General features: G+C 61.8%; 14 protein-coding genes. 5 read left to right on the forward strand and 9 right to left on the reverse strand.

Annotated features, from left to right (window positions below):
* Window positions 1-113 precede the first annotated feature (113 nt).
* A complete protein-coding gene (locus tag POF45_RS00465) occupies window positions 114-860 on the forward strand; it encodes an SDR family oxidoreductase (protein WP_259494361.1) in 747 nt (248 codons plus the stop codon).
* A gap of 133 nt (window positions 861-993) precedes the next feature.
* Here the strand turns inward: POF45_RS00465 and mapR are convergent, their stop codons facing one another.
* The 3 genes from mapR to POF45_RS00480 all read right to left on the reverse strand — a co-directional run bounded on the left by mapR (window position 994) and on the right by POF45_RS00480 (window position 4,354).
* The gene (mapR, locus tag POF45_RS00470; RefSeq protein ID WP_259494360.1) at window positions 994-2,403 is read right to left on the reverse strand and encodes a GntR family transcriptional regulator MpaR; all 1,410 of its coding nucleotides are present in this window, start codon (window positions 2,401-2,403) and stop codon (window positions 994-996) included.
* A gap of 94 nt (window positions 2,404-2,497) precedes the next feature.
* The gene (ccoG, locus tag POF45_RS00475) at window positions 2,498-3,925 is read right to left on the reverse strand and encodes a cytochrome c oxidase accessory protein CcoG (protein ID WP_282314744.1); all 1,428 of its coding nucleotides are present in this window, start codon (window positions 3,923-3,925) and stop codon (window positions 2,498-2,500) included.
* 195 nt (window positions 3,926-4,120) lie between these two features.
* Entirely contained in the window at window positions 4,121-4,354 is a 234-nt protein-coding gene (locus tag POF45_RS00480; protein WP_259494358.1) for a DUF3203 family protein, read from the reverse strand.
* Between the two features lie 120 nt (window positions 4,355-4,474).
* On the opposite strand from POF45_RS00480, the gene POF45_RS00485 reads away from it, so the two are divergent.
* Complete coding sequence (locus tag POF45_RS00485) at window positions 4,475-4,978, forward strand: MgtC/SapB family protein (RefSeq protein ID WP_259494357.1); 504 nt, start codon at window positions 4,475-4,477, stop codon at window positions 4,976-4,978.
* Between the two features lie 89 nt (window positions 4,979-5,067).
* On the opposite strand, the gene POF45_RS00490 is transcribed toward POF45_RS00485, so the two are convergent.
* Window positions 5,068-5,232, reverse strand: a complete 165-nt coding sequence (locus POF45_RS00490) for a hypothetical protein (RefSeq protein ID WP_259494356.1) — start codon at window positions 5,230-5,232, stop codon at window positions 5,068-5,070.
* A gap of 219 nt (window positions 5,233-5,451) precedes the next feature.
* Here POF45_RS00490 and POF45_RS00495 point away from each other — a divergent pair, with 219 nt between their 5' ends.
* The 3 genes from POF45_RS00495 (at window position 5,452) to glgB (ending at window position 13,229) form a co-directional block, all read left to right on the forward strand.
* Entirely contained in the window at window positions 5,452-7,449 is a 1,998-nt protein-coding gene (locus POF45_RS00495) for an alpha-1,4-glucan--maltose-1-phosphate maltosyltransferase (protein WP_259494354.1), read from the forward strand.
* Window positions 7,450-7,653: 204 nt separating this feature from the next.
* Window positions 7,654-10,995, forward strand: a complete 3,342-nt coding sequence (gene treS, locus POF45_RS00500) for a maltose alpha-D-glucosyltransferase (protein WP_282314745.1) — start codon at window positions 7,654-7,656, stop codon at window positions 10,993-10,995.
* Between the two features lie 2 nt (window positions 10,996-10,997).
* Window positions 10,998-13,229, forward strand: coding sequence for a 1,4-alpha-glucan branching protein GlgB (glgB, locus tag POF45_RS00505; RefSeq protein WP_282314746.1), 2,232 nt, complete (start codon window positions 10,998-11,000; stop codon window positions 13,227-13,229).
* Between the two features lie 167 nt (window positions 13,230-13,396).
* Here glgB and POF45_RS00510 read toward each other — a convergent pair whose 3' ends face one another.
* The 5 genes from POF45_RS00510 to POF45_RS00530 all read right to left on the reverse strand — a co-directional run bounded on the left by POF45_RS00510 (window position 13,397) and on the right by POF45_RS00530 (window position 17,739).
* Window positions 13,397-14,197: an endonuclease/exonuclease/phosphatase family protein gene (locus tag POF45_RS00510; RefSeq protein ID WP_259494350.1), complete on the reverse strand. Its 801-nt coding sequence runs from the start codon at window positions 14,195-14,197 to the stop codon at window positions 13,397-13,399.
* A 212-nt stretch (window positions 14,198-14,409) separates the two neighbouring features.
* Window positions 14,410-15,168 (reverse strand): PIG-L deacetylase family protein, encoded by a 759-nt coding sequence (locus POF45_RS00515; RefSeq protein ID WP_259494349.1) that lies wholly within the window; start codon window positions 15,166-15,168, stop codon window positions 14,410-14,412.
* A gap of 230 nt (window positions 15,169-15,398) precedes the next feature.
* Window positions 15,399-15,998 carry an SAM-dependent methyltransferase gene (locus POF45_RS00520; RefSeq protein ID WP_259494348.1) on the reverse strand — a complete coding sequence of 200 codons (600 nt, stop codon included), beginning with the start codon at window positions 15,996-15,998 and terminating at the stop codon, window positions 15,399-15,401.
* Window positions 15,995-16,753, reverse strand: a complete 759-nt coding sequence (locus POF45_RS00525) for a PIG-L deacetylase family protein (protein WP_282314747.1) — start codon at window positions 16,751-16,753, stop codon at window positions 15,995-15,997. The genes POF45_RS00520 and POF45_RS00525 overlap by 4 nt, the downstream gene beginning before the upstream one ends.
* A complete protein-coding gene (locus POF45_RS00530) occupies window positions 16,750-17,739 on the reverse strand; it encodes an acyl-CoA dehydrogenase family protein (RefSeq protein ID WP_282314748.1) in 990 nt (329 codons plus the stop codon). The genes POF45_RS00525 and POF45_RS00530 overlap by 4 nt, the downstream gene beginning before the upstream one ends.

Raw genomic sequence — 17,739 nt, forward strand, 5'->3', positions numbered from 1 at the left:
CGTGGCTTGCCCGCGATGGCGTCGGTAAAGACAACACAGACCCCATGCAAATCCTGCCAATGACGGTTATTCTTGGTCTCGATTGCTTACGCTAGGAATGGGGGAACGCCAGCATGGATAAAGTCATCGTCATCACCGGCGGGGGCCGGGGTATCGGCGCCGCCACGGCGCTATTGGCCGCTGCGCAGGGCTATCGGATCTGCATCAACTACCAGGCCGACGAACAGGCCGCGCTCAGTGTGCTGGAGCAAGTCCGCGCCCTGGGCGTGCAAGCCATCACTGTGCGCGCCGACGTCAGCATCGAAGACGAAGTGATCGCCATGTTTCATCGGGTGGACGCCGAACTCGGCCGGGTCACTGCGCTGGTGAACAACGCCGGCACCGTGGGGCATAAGTCCCGGGTCGACGAGATGTCCGAGTTTCGTATTCTCAAGACCCTGAAAACCAACGTGCTGGCACCGATCCTCTGCGCCAAACACGCGATCCTGCGCATGTCGCCCAAACACGGCGGGCAGGGCGGCAGCATCGTCAACGTCTCGTCGGTGGCTTCGCGCCTGGGGTCGCCCAACGAATATGTTGATTACGCCGCCTCCAAAGGCGCGCTGGACAGCTTCACCATCGGCCTGTCCAAGGAAGTGGCGGGTGAAGGGATTCGCGTCAATGCGGTGCGACCGGGCTTTATCTACACCGACTTCCACGCGCTGAGCGGCGACCCGGACCGGGTGAGCAAGCTGGAGTCGGCGATCCCGATGGCCCGCGGCGGACGGCCGGATGAAGTGGCCGAGGCGATTGTGTGGCTGCTGTCGGACAAGGCTTCTTATGCCACCGGGACCTTTGTTGATCTGGGGGGTGGGCGCTAGCCTTCAAGATTTGCGTCGTCTGTGCGGGCCTCTTCGCGAGCAGGCTCGCTCCACAGGGGATCTGTGGCGTTCACAAATCCCCTGTGGGAGCGGGCTGGCTCGCGAAGGCGGCATGACATACACCCCCTATCTGTCAGAACGAGCGCACAATTCGCCCCAGCGTCTCCATCGCCTTTTCGGCCGCCTCATCCCACGGGCTGCCATAGTTCAGCCGAATACAATTCCTGAAGCGCTGGGTCGGTGAAAAAATCGGCCCCGGTGCAATGCTGATGCCTTGCGCCAGCGCCATCTGAAACAATTTCAACGAATCCATCTGCGGTGGCAATTCCAGCCACAGGAAGTAGCCGCCTGCCGGCTGGCTGACGCGGGTCTGTGCCGGAAAGTAGCGGGCAATCGCCGCGAGCATGGCGCTCTGCTGTTCTTCCAACGCATAACGCAATTTGCGCAGGTGCCGGTCATAACCACCGTGTTGCAGATAATCGGCGATTGCCGCCTGAGCCGGCATCGAGGCGCAGAGCGAGGTCATGAGTTTCAGCCGTTCGATTTTTTGCGCATAGCGCCCGGCAGCGACCCAGCCGATGCGGTAGCCGGGGGCCAGGCTCTTGGCGAACGAGCCGCAATGCATCACCAGCCCTTCGGTGTCGAACGCCTTGGCCGGCTTCGGCGCTTGCTGGCCGTAATAGAGTTCGGCATAGACGTCATCCTCGATCAGCGGCACCTGATGGCTGCGCAACAACGCCACCAGCTCCTGTTTCTTCGCCTCGGGCATGGTGGCGCCCATGGGGTTCTGGAAACTGGTCATGCACCAGCAGGCCTTGATCGGGTGGCGCTCCAGGGTTTGTGCCAGCACGCCAAGGTCAATGCCGTCCCGTGGATGCACGGGGATTTCCACGGCTTTGAGCTTCAGCCGCTCCAGCACTTGCAGGCTGGCGTAGAACGCCGGGGCTTCGATGGCTACCAGGTCGCCGGGCTCAGTGACGGCTTGCAGGCACAGGTTGAGTGCCTCCAAAGCGCCGTTGGTGATCAGCAGTTCTTCCATCGGCAGCATCAACCCGCCGACCATGTAGCGCAGGGCGATTTGCCGCCGCAGCTGCGGATTGCCCGGCGACATGTCGGTGACCACCATGCGCGGGTCCATTTCCCGGGCGGCACTGGCCAGCGAACGCGACAGCCGCTGCAGGGGGAACAGCGTCGGGCTCGGGAATGCCGAGCCGAACGGCACGGTGGTCGGGTCCTTGATCGAGTCGAGTACCGAGAACACCAGTTCGCTGACGTCGACTTCTGTGGACTCGTTGACCTGGCTGCTGATTACCGGCTCCGAAAACGGACTCGGCGCATGGGTGTTGACGAAGTACCCGGAGCGCGGCCGGGCGCGGATCAGGCCACGGCGCTCCAGCAGGTAATAGGCCTGGAACACGGTGGAGGGGCTGACCCCGTAAGTCTGGCTGGCATAGCGCACCGACGGCACGCGCTGGCCGGGGCCGAGCACCCCGGAGCGGATCAGTTCAGCGATGTCATCGGCGAATTTTTCGTAGCGTTTCATCGTGCACTCGGGTTGGTGTCGTTCAGTGAAATCGGGAGTGGCTTCTTCGCGAGCCTGCTCGCGCATGGCAGCACCGCAGTCTAAAGGTAAAGGCTCAACGATTCATCGGCGCAACAAACCGGCTCTTGGCCACGCTATAAACATCCGGCTCATCGCGGTCGACAATCTTGAACGCAATGGTCTGCGAGCTGCTGCTCGGCCGGTCCGTGGTCATCGCCACCGACACCGGCACATCGACAATCTCGCCCGGCGCCAGGCTCAGGTCGGTCTTGCCTTGCAGCTGGAAGCCGTCGCCGTCTACCAACGTCAGCTTGTAGTCCTGGCGTTGCTGGGTCTTGTTGATGACCTTCAGGCTGTAGATGTTTTCGATCTGGCCTTCGCTGTTCTCGCGGAACAGGCCACGGTCCTTGCTGACGTCCAGCGACACCATCGGCCGTTCCACCAGCGCCAGGGCGAGGGCGCCGATCATCAGCAGCAGCACAGCGGTGTAGCCGATCAGTCGAGGGCGCAGCAGATGGGTCTTGCCGCCCTGCAATTGATGTTCGGAGGTGTAGCTGATCAGGCCACGGGCGTAGCCCATCTTGTCCATGATCGAATCGCAGGCGTCGATGCACGCGGCGCACCCGATGCATTCCATTTGCAGACCGTCGCGGATGTCGATGCCGGTCGGGCAGACCTGCACGCACAAGTGGCAGTCGATGCAATCGCCAAGGCCGATGTTGGCCGGTTTCACCCCGCGTTTGCGCGGACCACGGATGTCGCCACGGACGGTGTCGTAGGAAATGGTCAGGGTGTCTTTGTCGAACATCACGCTCTGGAAACGCGCATAAGGGCACATGTGCATGCACACCGCTTCACGCAGCCAACCGGCGTTGATGTAAGTGGCGCCCGTGAAAAACAGCACCCAGAACAGACTCACGCCGCCCATTTGCCAGGTCAGCAATTCTTCGGCCAACGGGCGGATCGGCGTGAAATAGCCGACAAAGGTCAGGCCGGTGAGCAGGCTGATCGCCAGCCACAGCGTGTGCTTGGCCGAGCGCCGGATCAGTTTGTTCAGACCCCAGGGCGCCGCTTGCAGCTTGATCCGCTGGTTGCGTTCGCCTTCGGTGATTTTCTCGCACCACATGAAGATCCAGGTCCACGAACTCTGCGGGCAGGTGTAGCCACACCAGACCCGCCCGGCGAACACGGTGATCGCGAACAGGCCGAACGCGGCAATGATCAACAGCGCCGACAGCAGGATGAAATCCTGGGGCCAGAAGGTCGCGCCAAAGATGTGGAATTTGCTCTCGGACAGATCCCACAGCACCGCCTGCCTGCCGCCCCAGTTCAGCCACACCGTGCCGAAAAACAGCAGGAACAGAAACCCCGCGCCGGTCATGCGCAGCGTGCGGAACAAACCGGTGAAACTGCGGGTGTGGATCAGGTTGTCGCTGGACTTGGCCTTTATCTTTGGACGCAAAGGCTCGTGATTTATGAATGCGCTGGGTTCTACGGTTCGGACGGGGATTCTCTCGCTCATGGTCTTTCGCTCATCAGCCTCCATCAGGCGTGAGCACTATGCGCGGCGATCTGTTTGCATAACAGACTCAGCTATTGCAATAAAAAGCGGATCAGATGGCTTTTTTCAAGCGGCCTGCGACAAGTTGAAGCACTCGCAAAAGCAGGCCGCACGCGCCTATATCAGGCGTTTGCGGCAGTTGTTGATCCGGGTCAGTCAAATCACCGAATCACTGTCGGTCGCCTTCAGGTGCTTACGGCCGTCCACGGCGCCTGCTACGGTCAATGCGTCGGCTTCTGCTTCGGTGATGTAGATGCGATCGCCGTCAAGCTCCACCGCTGACATGGCTTTTTCCGAGTCTGTGATGATGGTGACGTCGGGGCACAAGCGGATTTCCTCGCCGTTTTCCGTGGTGAAGAAACAGGTCTGGTTTTCGATGCGCACGGTCATGGTGTCGTCCTTTTTTTGTCGGGTACTGATCGTTAGGGCGCAGCGCCCGGCCATCGTTCTGTGCAACTGATTAATGGTCGCTGCGGTCCATCGCCTATCGATCATCACAAGGACTGCGCCATGAACGCCTGGTGGCATGAGGTATGGGTCACGTTGCAATCAGAATTCGCCGACATCGGCGATGCAAAACAACTCACGCAAATCACCGTGCGCCTGCTGATCGCGGCGGTACTGGGCGGTGTTCTCGGTTTTGAACGCGAGCAAAAAGGCAAGGCTGCCGGCGTGCGGACCCACATGCTGGTGGCATTGGGCGCGGCGCTGTTTGTGCTGGTGCCACAGATGTCCGGTTCCCAGGCGGACGCGATGAGCCGCGTGGTGCAGGGCGTGATCGCCGGCATCGGCTTTCTCGGCGCCGGGACGATCCTCAAGGGCAAGGAAGACGCAGACGGCCAACAGGTGAAAGGCCTCACCACCGCCGCCGGCCTGTGGATGACCGCCGCCATTGGCGTCGCCGCGGGCATGGGCCGCGAGGCGACGGCGGTGCTGAGTACGCTGTTGGCGTTGGGGGTGTTCAGTGTGATGCCGGTCGTTGTGCGACTGCTGGAAAAGGACCGCACCCCTTGAATACACCCAAGACCCCTGTGGGAGCGAGCCTGCTCTCTCCCGCAGGGATTACGTTCAAGCAACGGGCGTCATCGGTTCAAGCCTGCTTTTCAGGGATTGACGATCACCGGCGGCATCGTCGTCGGTGGCTCTTCCCTTGGCGGCGGTGTGGTGCCTGGCGGCTCCTGCTCAGGCACCGGTTGTGGCTCGGTCGGTGGCAAGGTGGGTGTGTCGATATTCGGATCAGGCGTCTCGGCCGGGATTGGAATATTCATCGTTGCAGCCTCCTGGGTGGCACATGGCGTAAGTCGTGCTTAAGTAGGTTGACCACCGCGCGCAGGTTTTGATTCCCGCGACCGCTCGGGCAATTCCCTCTGAACTTTTCCCGGCGCCTGCCGCTCGGAACCTAAGTGAGTTTATTCCGGGGCCGAGCGGCCATCGGCAGTGAAAAACTGGCACTAGAGCGTCCTTGGGGCGTAAAGGAGAGATGCTCGATGACGGCTGAAAAACCGACAGAATTCGAATACAACCCGCACATGCCGCTGTCGCAGGCCTTGCTGCTACCGCGCATTGCCATCGAAAACACCATGCCGACCCTTGATGGCGGGCAGTTTGCCGTCAAAGCAGTTGAGGGCCAGGACGTGGTGGTGACCAGCAAGGTATTTGCCGACGGTCACGACAAACTGGCTGTACGCATTCGCTGGCGTGCAGAGGGCAGCGAGGTCTGGCAGAGCGAGGTCATGGAGGACATGGGCAACAACGGCTGGCAGGGTCGGTTTCGGGTCGAGGGCCAGGGGCGATATGCCTTTTGCATCGAAGCCTGGATCGATCAGTTCGCCAGCTTCTGTTATGAGCTGGAGAAGAAGCACACCGCCCGGGTCCCGGTCACTCTGGAATTGCAGGAAGGCCGCACGCAGGTGCAACAAGCTGCCGAACGCAGTGAGGGCCAGCTGAGCGAAGCGCTCGCGGCACTGCATCATGAATTGTCTGGCTTGCTCGAAACCGAGCAGGTCGCATTGTTCATGCACCAGCGTAGCGCCGAGCTGATGGCCCAGGCCGATCACCGCGCCTATCTCAGCGTCAGCCCTGAATTCCCGGTCGACGTCGAACGGCAGCTGGCGGAGTTCGCCAGCTGGTACGAGTTGTTTCCGCGCTCGATCACCGACGATCCGGCCCGTCACGGCACTTTCAACGACGTTCACTCGCGCCTGCCAATGATCCAGGACATGGGGTTCGACGTGCTGTACTTCCCGCCGATCCACCCGATTGGCCGACGCCATCGCAAGGGCCGCAACAATTCCCTGACTGCCAGCCCCGACGATCCGGGCAGCCCCTATGCGATTGGCAGCGAAGAGGGCGGCCATGAAGCGATTCACTCCGAACTGGGTAGTCGTGAAGATTTTCGCCGATTGGTAGCGGCCGCAGCAGACTATGGATTGGAAATCGCCCTCGACTTCGCGATCCAGTGTTCCCAGGACCACCCATGGCTTGAGCAGCATCCGGGCTGGTTCAACTGGCGCCCGGACGGCACGATCAAATACGCGGAAAACCCGCCGAAGAAATACCAGGACATCGTCAACGTCGACTTCTATGCCGCCGATGCAATCCCCGGCCTGTGGGTGGAATTGCGCGACATCGTGGTCGGTTGGGTCGAGGAGGGCGTGAAGATTTTTCGTGTCGACAACCCGCACACCAAGCCGCTGCCGTTCTGGCAATGGCTGATCGCTGATGTTCGGACCAAGCACCCCGAGGTGATTTTCCTCGCCGAAGCCTTTACCACACCGGCGATGATGGCGCGGCTGGGCAAGGTCGGGTATTCCCAGAGCTACACCTATTTCACCTGGCGCAACACCAAATACGAGTTGTCCACTTACCTTGCCGAACTGAACGAATCGCCGTGGCGTGAATGCTTCAGGCCGAATTTTTTCGTCAATACACCGGACATCAATCCGGCGTTTCTGCACGAGTCCGGGCGCGCCGGGTTTCTGATCCGCGCGGCGCTGGCGACCATGGGGTCGGGCTTGTGGGGCATGTATAGCGGGTTTGAGCTGTGTGAAGCCGCAGCAGTGCCGGGCAAAGAGGAATACCTCGATTCCGAGAAGTATGAGGTCCGCCCACGGGACTTCACGGCGCCGGGCAACATCATTGCCGAGATCGCCCAGCTCAACCGTATTCGCCGGCAGAACCCGGCGTTGCACACGCACTTGGGGCTGACGCTCTACAACGCCTGGAACGACAACATTCTGTACTTCGGCAAGCGCAGCGCCGATGGCAGCAACTTCATTCTGGTGGCGGTCAGCCTTGATCCGCATAACGCCCAGGAGGCGAATTTCGAATTGCCGCTGTGGGAAATGGGCTTGCCGGACGACGCCCAGACCCAGGGCGAAGACTTGATGAGCGGGCATCGCTGGACGTGGTACGGCAAGTACCAGTTCATGCGGATCGAACCGTGGCATCAGCCGTTCGGGATCTGGCGGATTACCACGGGTTGAGTGGGCCTTTGTGGCGAGGGGGCTTGCCCCCGTTCGGCTGCGCAGCAGTCGTCAATTCGAGCGACTCGGTACCTTGGAAAAAAGCGGGGATGCTCCGCAACCCAACGGGGGCAAGCCCCCTCGCCACACAAGCCTCTCACCACACAAGTCTCGTTCATTGGGGCTTCTGGCTCAGCAGTTAATTGAATTCAACAGGAGTTTCAAATGGCGAAGAAACCCAGGTCAGCCACCTTTATCAATGACCCGCTCTGGTACAAGGATGCGGTGATCTATCAAGTTCACGTCAAATCTTTTTTCGACTCCAATAACGACGGGATCGGCGACTTTCCCGGTCTGATTGCCAAACTCGATTACATTGCCGATCTGGGCGTCAACACCATCTGGCTGTTGCCGTTCTACCCTTCGCCACGCCGCGACGACGGTTATGACATCGCCGAATACCGGGGCGTGCACCCCGATTACGGGACCATGGCCGACGCCAAGCGCTTCATCGCCGAGGCGCACAAACGCGGGCTGAGGGTGATTACCGAGCTGGTCATCAACCACACCTCGGATCAGCACGCGTGGTTCCAGCGTGCGCGCAAAGCCAAGAAAGGCTCGGCAGCGCGGGACTTCTACGTCTGGTCCGATGACGATCAAAAATACGACGGCACCCGCATCATTTTCCTCGACACCGAAAAATCCAACTGGACCTGGGACCCGGTCGCCGGCCAGTACTTCTGGCACCGCTTCTATTCCCACCAGCCGGACCTCAATTTCGACAACCCGCAAGTCATGAAAGCGGTGCTGTCGGTCATGCGCTACTGGCTGGACATGGGCATCGACGGCCTGCGTCTGGACGCGATCCCATACCTGATCGAACGCGACGGGACCAACAACGAAAACCTGCCCGAGACCCACGACGTCCTCAAGCAGATCCGTGCCGAGATCGACGCCAATTACCCCGATCGCATGTTGCTCGCCGAAGCCAACCAATGGCCGGAAGACACTCAGCTGTACTTCGGCGACACCGATGCCAAGGGCCTGAACGGCGACGAATGCCACATGGCGTTTCACTTCCCGCTGATGCCGCGCATGTACATGGCGCTGGCCCAGGAAGACCGCTTCCCGATCACCGATATTCTGCGCCAGACACCGGAAATTCCCGCTAATTGTCAGTGGGCGATTTTCCTGCGTAACCACGATGAGCTGACGCTGGAGATGGTCACCGACAAGGAGCGCGACTACCTGTGGAACTACTACGCCGCTGACCGTCGTGCGCGGATCAACCTGGGGATCCGCCGCCGCCTGGCGCCGCTCATGGAGCGTGACCGCCGTCGCGTCGAACTGCTCAACAGCCTGCTGCTGTCGATGCCCGGCACGCCGACCTTGTATTACGGCGATGAAATCGGCATGGGCGACAATATCTATCTCGGCGACCGCGACGGCGTACGCACGCCGATGCAATGGTCGATTGACCGCAACGGCGGTTTCTCCCGCGCCGACCCGGCCAGCCTGGTGCTGCCGCCGATCATGGATCCGCAATACGGCTACCTGTCGGTCAACGTCGAAACCCAGGCCGGCGATCCGCATTCGTTGCTGAACTGGACCCGGCGTATGCTCGCGGTGCGCAAGCAGTCCAAGGCGTTTGGCCGTGGCACGCTGAAGATGCTGTCGCCGAGCAACCGGCGGATTCTGGCCTACACCCGCGAATTCACCGGTGCCGACGGCAAGCATGAAATCATTCTGTGCGTGGCCAACGTGTCGCGCAGTGCGCAAGCGGCGGAACTGGATCTGTCGGTCTATTCAGGCATGGTCCCGGTGGAGATGCTCGGCGGTAATGCGTTCCCGCCTATTGGCCAGCTGAATTTCCTGCTGACCCTGGCGCCCTATGGCTTCTATTGGTTCGTGCTGGCGACGGAAAACCAGATGCCGAGCTGGCATGTCGAGCCGGCGCAAAGCCTGCCGGACTTCACCACGCTGGTGCTGAAAAAACGCATGGAAGAATTGCTGGAGGCGCCATCACGGGCGACGCTGGAGCAGGGCATCCTGCCGAGCTGGCTGCAAAACCGCCGCTGGTTTGCCGGCAAGGACACGGCCATCGACAGTGTCAAACTGGCGTATGGCGTGCGCTTCGGCGATGCCCAGCACCCGGTGCTGTTGAGCGAGGTCGAGGTCACCAGCGGCGGCCAGACCAGTCGTTATCAACTGCCGTTCGGTTTCATTGCCGAAGATCAGGTCGGCGCCGCGTTGCCACAACAATTGGCGCTGGCGCGGGTACGCCGCGTACGTCAGGTGGGCTTGATCACGGATGCCTTCAGCCTCGACAGCTACATTCGCGCGGTGCTGCAGGGCATGCAGGCCGGCACGGTGTTGTCGTCCAGTGACGGCGAGATTCGTTTCGCGCCGACGGCGCAGCTGGCAAAGCTTGGCCTCAATGGCGAGTCGCAAGTGCGTTACCTGTCTGCCGAGCAATCCAACAGCTCGGTGGTGATCGGCAACAGCCTGGTGCTCAAACTGATCCGTAAAGTCGCCTCGGGTGTGCACCCGGAACTGGAAATGAGTGCGTACCTGACTGCGGCCAATTTCGCCAATATCTCGCCGTTGCTGGGCTCGGTGATTCGCCGTGACGCTGAGGGCGAAGACAATCTGCTGATGATCGCCCAGGGCTACCTGAGCAATCAGGGCGACGCCTGGGAATGGACGCAGAACAACCTCGAGCGGGCACTGCGTGATGAACTGGCGGACGCCATGTCCGAGCAGGAGCAGCACTACAACGCCCTTGGCGAGCTGAGGGACTTTGCCAGCATGCTCGGCCAGCGCCTGGGTGAAATGCATCAGGTGCTGGCGGCGCCGACCGACAATCCGGACTTCGCCCCGCAGGTTACCAGCCAGAAAGATGCACTGGCATCGGCCAGGGATGTCGCGGCGCAAGTGGAGCACGCGCTGAAATTGCTCAAGCAACATCAAAGTGAATTGAACCCGGTGGACCAGGCGCTGGTCAGTCACCTGCTGGACAACAAGAAGACCATCCTCGGCCATGTTCAGGATCTGGGCAAAAAAGCAGTGGGTGGTTTGCGGATCCGGGTGCATGGCGACCTGCACCTGGGCCAAGTACTGGTGATCAAGGGCGATGCGTATCTGATCGACTTCGAGGGCGAACCGGCGCGGCCGCTGGCCGAGCGTCGGGGCAAGCACAGTCCGTACAAGGACGTCAGTGGTGTGTTGCGCTCCTTCGATTACGCCGCGGCGATGACCATCAATGTGCACAACATCGATCATGCCGCCGAGGCCCAGGCGGCCCGGCACCGCGTGGCGGACCGTTACTTGAGTGAAGCGCGTCAGGCATTTATCGACGCCTATCGGCTGGCGGCAGCTAGTCTTGCTCATGCATGGCAAGATCCGGAAGGCGAGGACGCCGCGCTGGCGTTGTTCGGTCTGGAGAAGGCGGCCTACGAAGTGGCCTATGAGGCGGAAAATCGCCCCACCTGGCTGCCGGTGCCGTTGCACGGTTTGTATGGACTATTAAGTGGGCTCAAACCCTTTTCCGATCTTGGTGGAGAGTAGTCATGAGTTTCTCGAACAAGGAACAGGGTCAACACAAAGAGGCGCTACTGCCCAGGGCACGGGACATCGATGCCCTGGTGCGCGCCGAACATCCTGACCCGTTTGCCATCCTCGGCCCGCATGGCGACGGCGCCAACGGGCAATTCATTCGCGCTTACCTGCCGGACGCCCTGAGCGTTCATGTGCTGGCCAAGGACACCGGCCAAGAGCTCGGTACTCTGGAGGCCACGCAAACGGCAGGGCTGTTTGTCGGGCATTTCGAACACCTGCAACCCTATCTGTTGCGCACGCGCTGGGCCGGGGGCGAGCAGGTGGCGGAAGACCCGTACAGCTTCGGGCCGCTGTTGGGCGAGATGGACCTGTACCTGTTTGCCGAGGGCAATCACCGCGACCTGAGCAGTTGTCTCGGCGCGCAGTTGAAGACGGTCGACGGTGTGGACGGTGTGCGTTTTGCCGTGTGGGCACCGAATGCCCGACGGGTGTCGGTGGTCGGCGATTTCAACGTCTGGGACGGTCGTCGGCACCCGATGCGCCTGCGTCATCCTTCGGGCGTCTGGGAGTTGTTCATCCCGCGCCTGCAAGCGGGCGAGGCCTACAAATACGAAATTCTCGGCGCCCACGGCATCCTGCCGCTCAAGGCTGACCCGATGGCACTGGCGACCACCTTGCCGCCGGACACCGCCTCGAAAGTCGCCTCGCCGCTGCGCATCGACTGGCAGGACCACGAGTGGATGCAATCGCGTGGCGAGCGCCAGAAACCTGCTGCGCCGCTGTCGATCTACGAGTTGCACGCCGGTTCCTGGCAATGCGAGCTGGACGATCTGGGTGAAGTGGCTCGCCAATACACCTGGCACGAACTGGGCGAACGGCTGATTCCGTATGTGAAACAGCTGGGTTTCACCCACATCGAACTGATGCCGATCATGGAGCACCCGTTTGGTGGTTCGTGGGGTTATCAGTTGCTATCACAGTTCGCCCCGAGCGCCCGTTACGGCACGCCGGATGACTTTGCCGCCTTCGTCAACGCCTGCCATCAGGCCGATATCGGGGTGATTCTTGACTGGGTGCCGGCGCATTTTCCGACCGATACCCACGGCCTGGCGCAGTTCGATGGCACAGCTTTGTATGAGTACGGCAATCCGCTGGAAGGCTTTCATCAGGACTGGGACACGCTGATCTACAACCTGGGCCGCACCGAGGTGCACGGCTACATGCTCGCTTCGGCGCTGCACTGGCTCAAGCACTTTCACGTCGATGGTCTGCGGGTCGATGCGGTGGCCTCCATGCTGTACCGCGACTATTCGCGCAAGGCTGGCGAATGGGTGCCCAATCGCCACGGCGGTCGCGAGAACCTGGAGGCCATCGACTTCCTGCGCCACCTCAACGATGTCGTTGCGCTGGAAGCACCGGGCGCGCTGGTGATCGCCGAAGAATCCACGGCCTGGCCGGGTGTCAGCCAGAGCACCCAGCAGGGTGGGCTGGGCTTCAATTACAAATGGAACATGGGCTGGATGCACGACTCGCTGCACTACATCCAGCAAGACCCGGTGTACCGCGCCCATCACCACAACGAGCTGAGTTTCGGCCTGGTGTACGCCTGGTCCGAGCGCTTTATCCTGCCGATTTCCCATGATGAAGTGGTCCACGGCAAGCACTCGCTGATCGACAAGATGCCCGGCGACCGCTGGCAGAAATTCGCCAACCTGCGCGCCTACCTGAGCTTCATGTGGGCGCATCCGGGCAAGAAGCTGCTGTTCATGGGGTGCGAGTTCGGCCAGTGGCGTGAGTGGAATCATGATCAGCAGTTGGACTGGTACTTGCTGCAATACCCGGAACACCAGGGCGTACAGAAACTGGTGGGCGACCTCAACCGCTTGTACCGTGAAGAACCGGCGCTGCACGATCAGGACGACGCACCTCAGGGCTTTCAGTGGTTGATCGGCGATGACGCGATCAACAGCGTTTATGCGTTTTTGCGCTGGAGCAAGGAGGGGCGTCCGGTGCTGGTGGTGGCCAACTTCACCCCGGTGCCGCGTCAGTCCTATCGCATCGGCGTGCCGTTTGCCGGGCGCTGGAACGAGATGGTCAACAGCGATGCCGACACTTATGCCGGTTCCAATTACGGCAATGGCGGCGGGGCGTTTACCGAAGAGACGCCGAGCCATGGGCAGGCGCTGTCACTGGTGCTGAATCTGCCGCCGTTGGCGGTGTTGATTCTTCGTCCCGAGGGCTGATCCGGAACCGGGTTGCGGCCATCGCGGGCAAGCCCGCTCCCACACAGGAATACGGTCAACTGTGGGAGCGGGCTTGCCCGCGATGGCGTCCACCCAAACAACACATCTCTTGAAACTCACCCACTCATCCGCACTCCCACATCCCTGCGCCACTGATGGCTAATGCCTCAAAGATGGACTTCCACCGCCAGTGGCAGGTGATCCGAGAGGTGCGTCCACGGCTTGTTGCCGAGGATGCGCGGGGCGTGGCTGGTGGCGTTGCGCAGGTAGATGCGGTCCAGTCGCAGCAGCGGAAACCTTGCCGGGTAGGTTTTGGCGGGACGGCCGTGATGACGCTCAAACGCCTCGTGCAGGTCGGCGCGCAGGGCGAGCGCGGCGTTGCCGTGCAGCTTCCAGTCGTTGAAATCACCGGCAATGATCACAGGCGCCGTATCGGGAAGCGATTCGAGCAGTTGGCAGAGCAGTTTGAGCTGAAGTTGGCGATGGCTTTCCAGCAGGCTCAGGTGCACACAGATCGCATGCACTTCGGCGTGGCCCGGTACGTCCAGCACACAGTGCAACAGCCCGCGGCGTTCCGGGCCGGTGATCGAGACGTCGAGGTTGCGAAATTCACGGATCGGGTATTTCGACAGGAGGGCGTTGCCATGGTGACCGTCGGGGTAGACCGCGTTGCGGCCATAGGCGAAATCGCTCCACATGCTGTCAGCCAGAAACTCGTATTGCGAGGTCTGCGGCCAGTCGTCGTAGCGTGAAGAATGCCGGTCATGTTCGCCGACCACTTCCTGCAAAAACACCAGGTCGGCTGCCGTGCTGCGTACCGCTTCACGCAGTTCCGGAAGAATGAAGCGCCGGTTGAAAGCGGTGAAACCCTTGTGCGTGTTGACCGTCAGGATCCGCAGGCAATGGATCGCCGTAGGGGTGTTCAAGGGTACGGATTCGTCGGCCTGTCGCTTGGCATCGCGGGTCACGGGGACTCCTGTGAATCGGGGGGACTTATGCATGCGACTGATGCGGCGGCGGGCTAGTTCAGTTGGAACGCGGGCATGAATCCACCACAAGACAAGGGTGGGAGCGAGCCTGCTCGCGAAGGCGGTGTATCAGCCAACATTGATGTCGACTGACACGCCCTCTTCGCGAGCAGGCTCGCTCCCACATTGGATTCCTACATTGGATTGGGGGCTTAGACGAACACGATTTCGTACGGCAAGCGCATCCGTTCCAGCAGCACCTTGGGCATCATCGGTGCGATACCCATGCCCGGTTCCCCGTTGAGCTGGCTGGCGTAGGCGTGGGTGGCGTGGCTCTTGCGGGCGACGGTCCAGGTATCGAGGCGGATCTTGCGGGCGCGGTGCCAAGGGAATTGCGACTGATCGCGTTTGGGCCAGTGCCAGGCCCAGACGGGCACTTCGTTGAACGTTGCACCGACCATCGCCGCCGCTTTGGCGCCCGCGCGGCCGACCGCGTCATGGTCATCGTTGCCGTCTTCACACCAGGTGCTGAACACCACGTCGCCGGGGCGCAGGTAGCGCAGCAGAAACTGCACCAGTTGCAGTTCGCGTTCGGCCAGACAGCTGTCACTGAAGCCGCCACGAATCCATTTCAGGCTGTGCAACGGCAACCCGAGCCGGCGCAGGGCTTCAACACTTTCCTGGGGGCGAAACACGCTCAAGCGTTTTTCCGACCATTGCCGGGAGCCGGGGTGGCTGGCGCTGCCGTCCGTCATCGAGATCAGTTGCAGAGGATGCCCCAGATTGCTCAACAACTGCAGCAAGCCGCCGCCAATCGCTACTTCATCGCCGGGATGCGGTGCAATCACCACGGCCCGGGCGCCTTCGGGAACCAGGCTTTGGATGCTGATGACGGGGATATTGTCCAGTTGCGGTGCACTGTTCCAGATTTGTGCAGGCGGACTGCTTTCGCTGATGGAAAACGGTTTCATGGGCCACGTCCTTGTGTTGTCTCGCCACTCGTCGTGCACAGCGCTTGCATCAGGCAGCACTGGCAGACCCTTGAGGGCTGATGGATAGCAATGTGCGGCGCTCCGAATCCTGGATTGCCGCGACCAGAGTATTGCTCATGGTTGGCCATTCGTCGCGTCGTAGATGCGGCTGATATGGTTTTTTTTATTCGAACTGCGCGAAGGTCCGCAAATTGGCCTCCCCACCGGTTTTATCGCAACCCCTCCAGTGCCGCGACGGAGCGCGGTTCGCGGCTCCAGAGTTCCAGCAGGAAATCCGCTTCCTGATGCAATACCAGACGCGGCAGGTGCAGCTGTTCATGCAGCAGGTCGTGCACTTGCCGGGCATTGAGCGGGCAACCCTCAATAGACGGGCGCCAATGACAGGCGAGCAATTGACCGTCGGCGGTCAGCGATTGCAACGCGTGCCCGATCAGTTGCTTGAGGTCATCGGCGTCCAGGTAGTAACAGAGTTCACTGAGCACGATCAGGTCGAATTTTTCAGGCGGCCAGTCCTGTGGCAAACGGCTTTGCCGGACTTCGGCGTGATCGAACAGGCTGAGCCGTGTACGGGCGAGCGCCACGGCTGCGGCGGCGGTGTCGCAACACAGCAGGCGATCACAGCGGCTCGCCAGTTCGGCGGCCAACTCGCCATTGGCGCAGCCGGGTTCGAAGATCGCCCGGTAGTGCGGGCGGGGCAGTGCGGCCAGCGTGATCGCCCGTTTGCGCTGCTCGTACCAGCGTTGGCGAAACGCCCAGGGATCATCGTTGCCGCAAAACAAACCGTCGAAGTAACGATCCTCGACGCTCATAAAAACACCACTTCGAAGGGTTGCAGTAAACGCTCGATGACGTAGGGCGCCAGCACCGGTGGCAGGCCGATGCGCGGATCGCCTTCCAACTGGCTGGCGAACGCGTGAATGGCATGGCGCTTGCGGGCTACCTGGGTCGGGCTCAAGAGGATTTTTCGGGCGCGCTCCCAAGGCACCAGACTGTTCTCGGGGGTTGCCCAGTGCCAGGTCCAGACCGGCAATTCATGCAGGGTCGCGCCCACACGCCGGGCGGCCTCGGCACTGGCGCGGCCCACGGCTTCATGATCGCAATGGCCGTCTTCACGCCAGGTGGTGAAGACCACGTCGCCGGGGCGAAGGTGGCGTTCGATAAAGGCACTCAGCTCTGCTTCACGCGCCGCGACCTGGCTGTCGGCGAAACCGCCGCGCAGCCATTTCAGGCTGTGCAATGGCAGGCCGAGACGGCGCAGTGCTTCGGCAGACTCTTGCGGTCGTACCGCGCTCAGGCGCTCCACCGGCCAGCGTTCGGAGCCGGGATGGCTGGCGCTGCCGTCGGTGACCGAGATCAGTTGCAGCGGCCGGCCAGCGTCAGCGAGCACTTGCAGGAAGCCGCCGCAGCCCAGCACTTCATCGTCCGGGTGCGGCGCGATGACCACGGCGCGGGCGCCTTCGGGCACCAGGCTGAGGATGTCGATTGCAGCCATGTTCGCCAAGTGGCTGGAGGTTTGCCACTGGTGCAGGGGCGTGCCCTGGCCGACGATGGGGTTGGTTTTCATAACGTCCATGCTCCGCTGGCGACTTTTTGTCCGAGGGCCGCGAGATCCCGCTCGGCATGGCTTTGGCGCAGAAACACCGGCAGGTCGGCGAGCAGGCGGGCGAACGGGCGGTCCTTGCAATAAGGGCCGGCACCGAGAGCATGGCCGACATGCAGGATCACCTGTTCGGCGCTGTGTTCGACCACGGCACGTGCGCGCCGGGCCAACAGCTCGGCATTGTCTGTCGGGTGGGCATCGATACTCTGGGCGCTGGCCCGCAACACTTGGGCGGCGGCCTGCAAGGCGCCATCGACCGCACCGAGGTGGGCGAGCGCATGGGGCTCTTCGTGCTGGGCGCAGTGTTTGCTCAAGCGCTCGGCGATACTCTGCGCGGCGCCATACCAGCACGCCGCAATGCCAATCCCGCCTTGCCAGAAACCGGGACGTTGCAGGTAGTCGCCGGGTTGGCCAATGGCGTCAGCCTCGGCGCGTTCAAACAGCACTTCGACGCTGCCAGTGGCGCCCATGCCCACGGCTTGCCAGCCATTGCCCGTCACCTTGACGCCCGGCTGATCCATCGCCACTGCCACCAGTTGCTGACGGTCCTGCTCATCCCAGGCGGTCAGCAAACCGTGGCTCACGACTGACGCGCCCGAGCACCAGGCCTTGAGCCCGTCGAGCACCACCCGCGAGCCCTGCGTGCTCACGCGCACCCGCGCCTGGGGCGGTTCAGCGGCCCACATGCCCCAGGTGCTGCCGGAGGCTGACGAACCACCGAGTTGCTGGAGAATCGCCAGCGCGTCGGTATGACCTTCGTACAATTTGCACAGCCCCAGATCATGCCCGGCCACCTCGGCCAGGCGCCGCAAACGCTCCAGCGTCTGGCCACTGCCAGGCAACGGCAACTGGTCGAGCCCGGCTTCCACCAGCGCCCGCAGGCAGCGTCCTAACGCTGCGGTGTCGGCGTAGTCGGCGGGCTCACGTTGAAGAAAAGTCTGCAGGTCCAT

It is taken from the genome of Pseudomonas fungipugnans (assembly GCF_029955235.1).
Lineage (GTDB): Bacteria > Pseudomonadota > Gammaproteobacteria > Pseudomonadales > Pseudomonadaceae > Aquipseudomonas > Aquipseudomonas fungipugnans.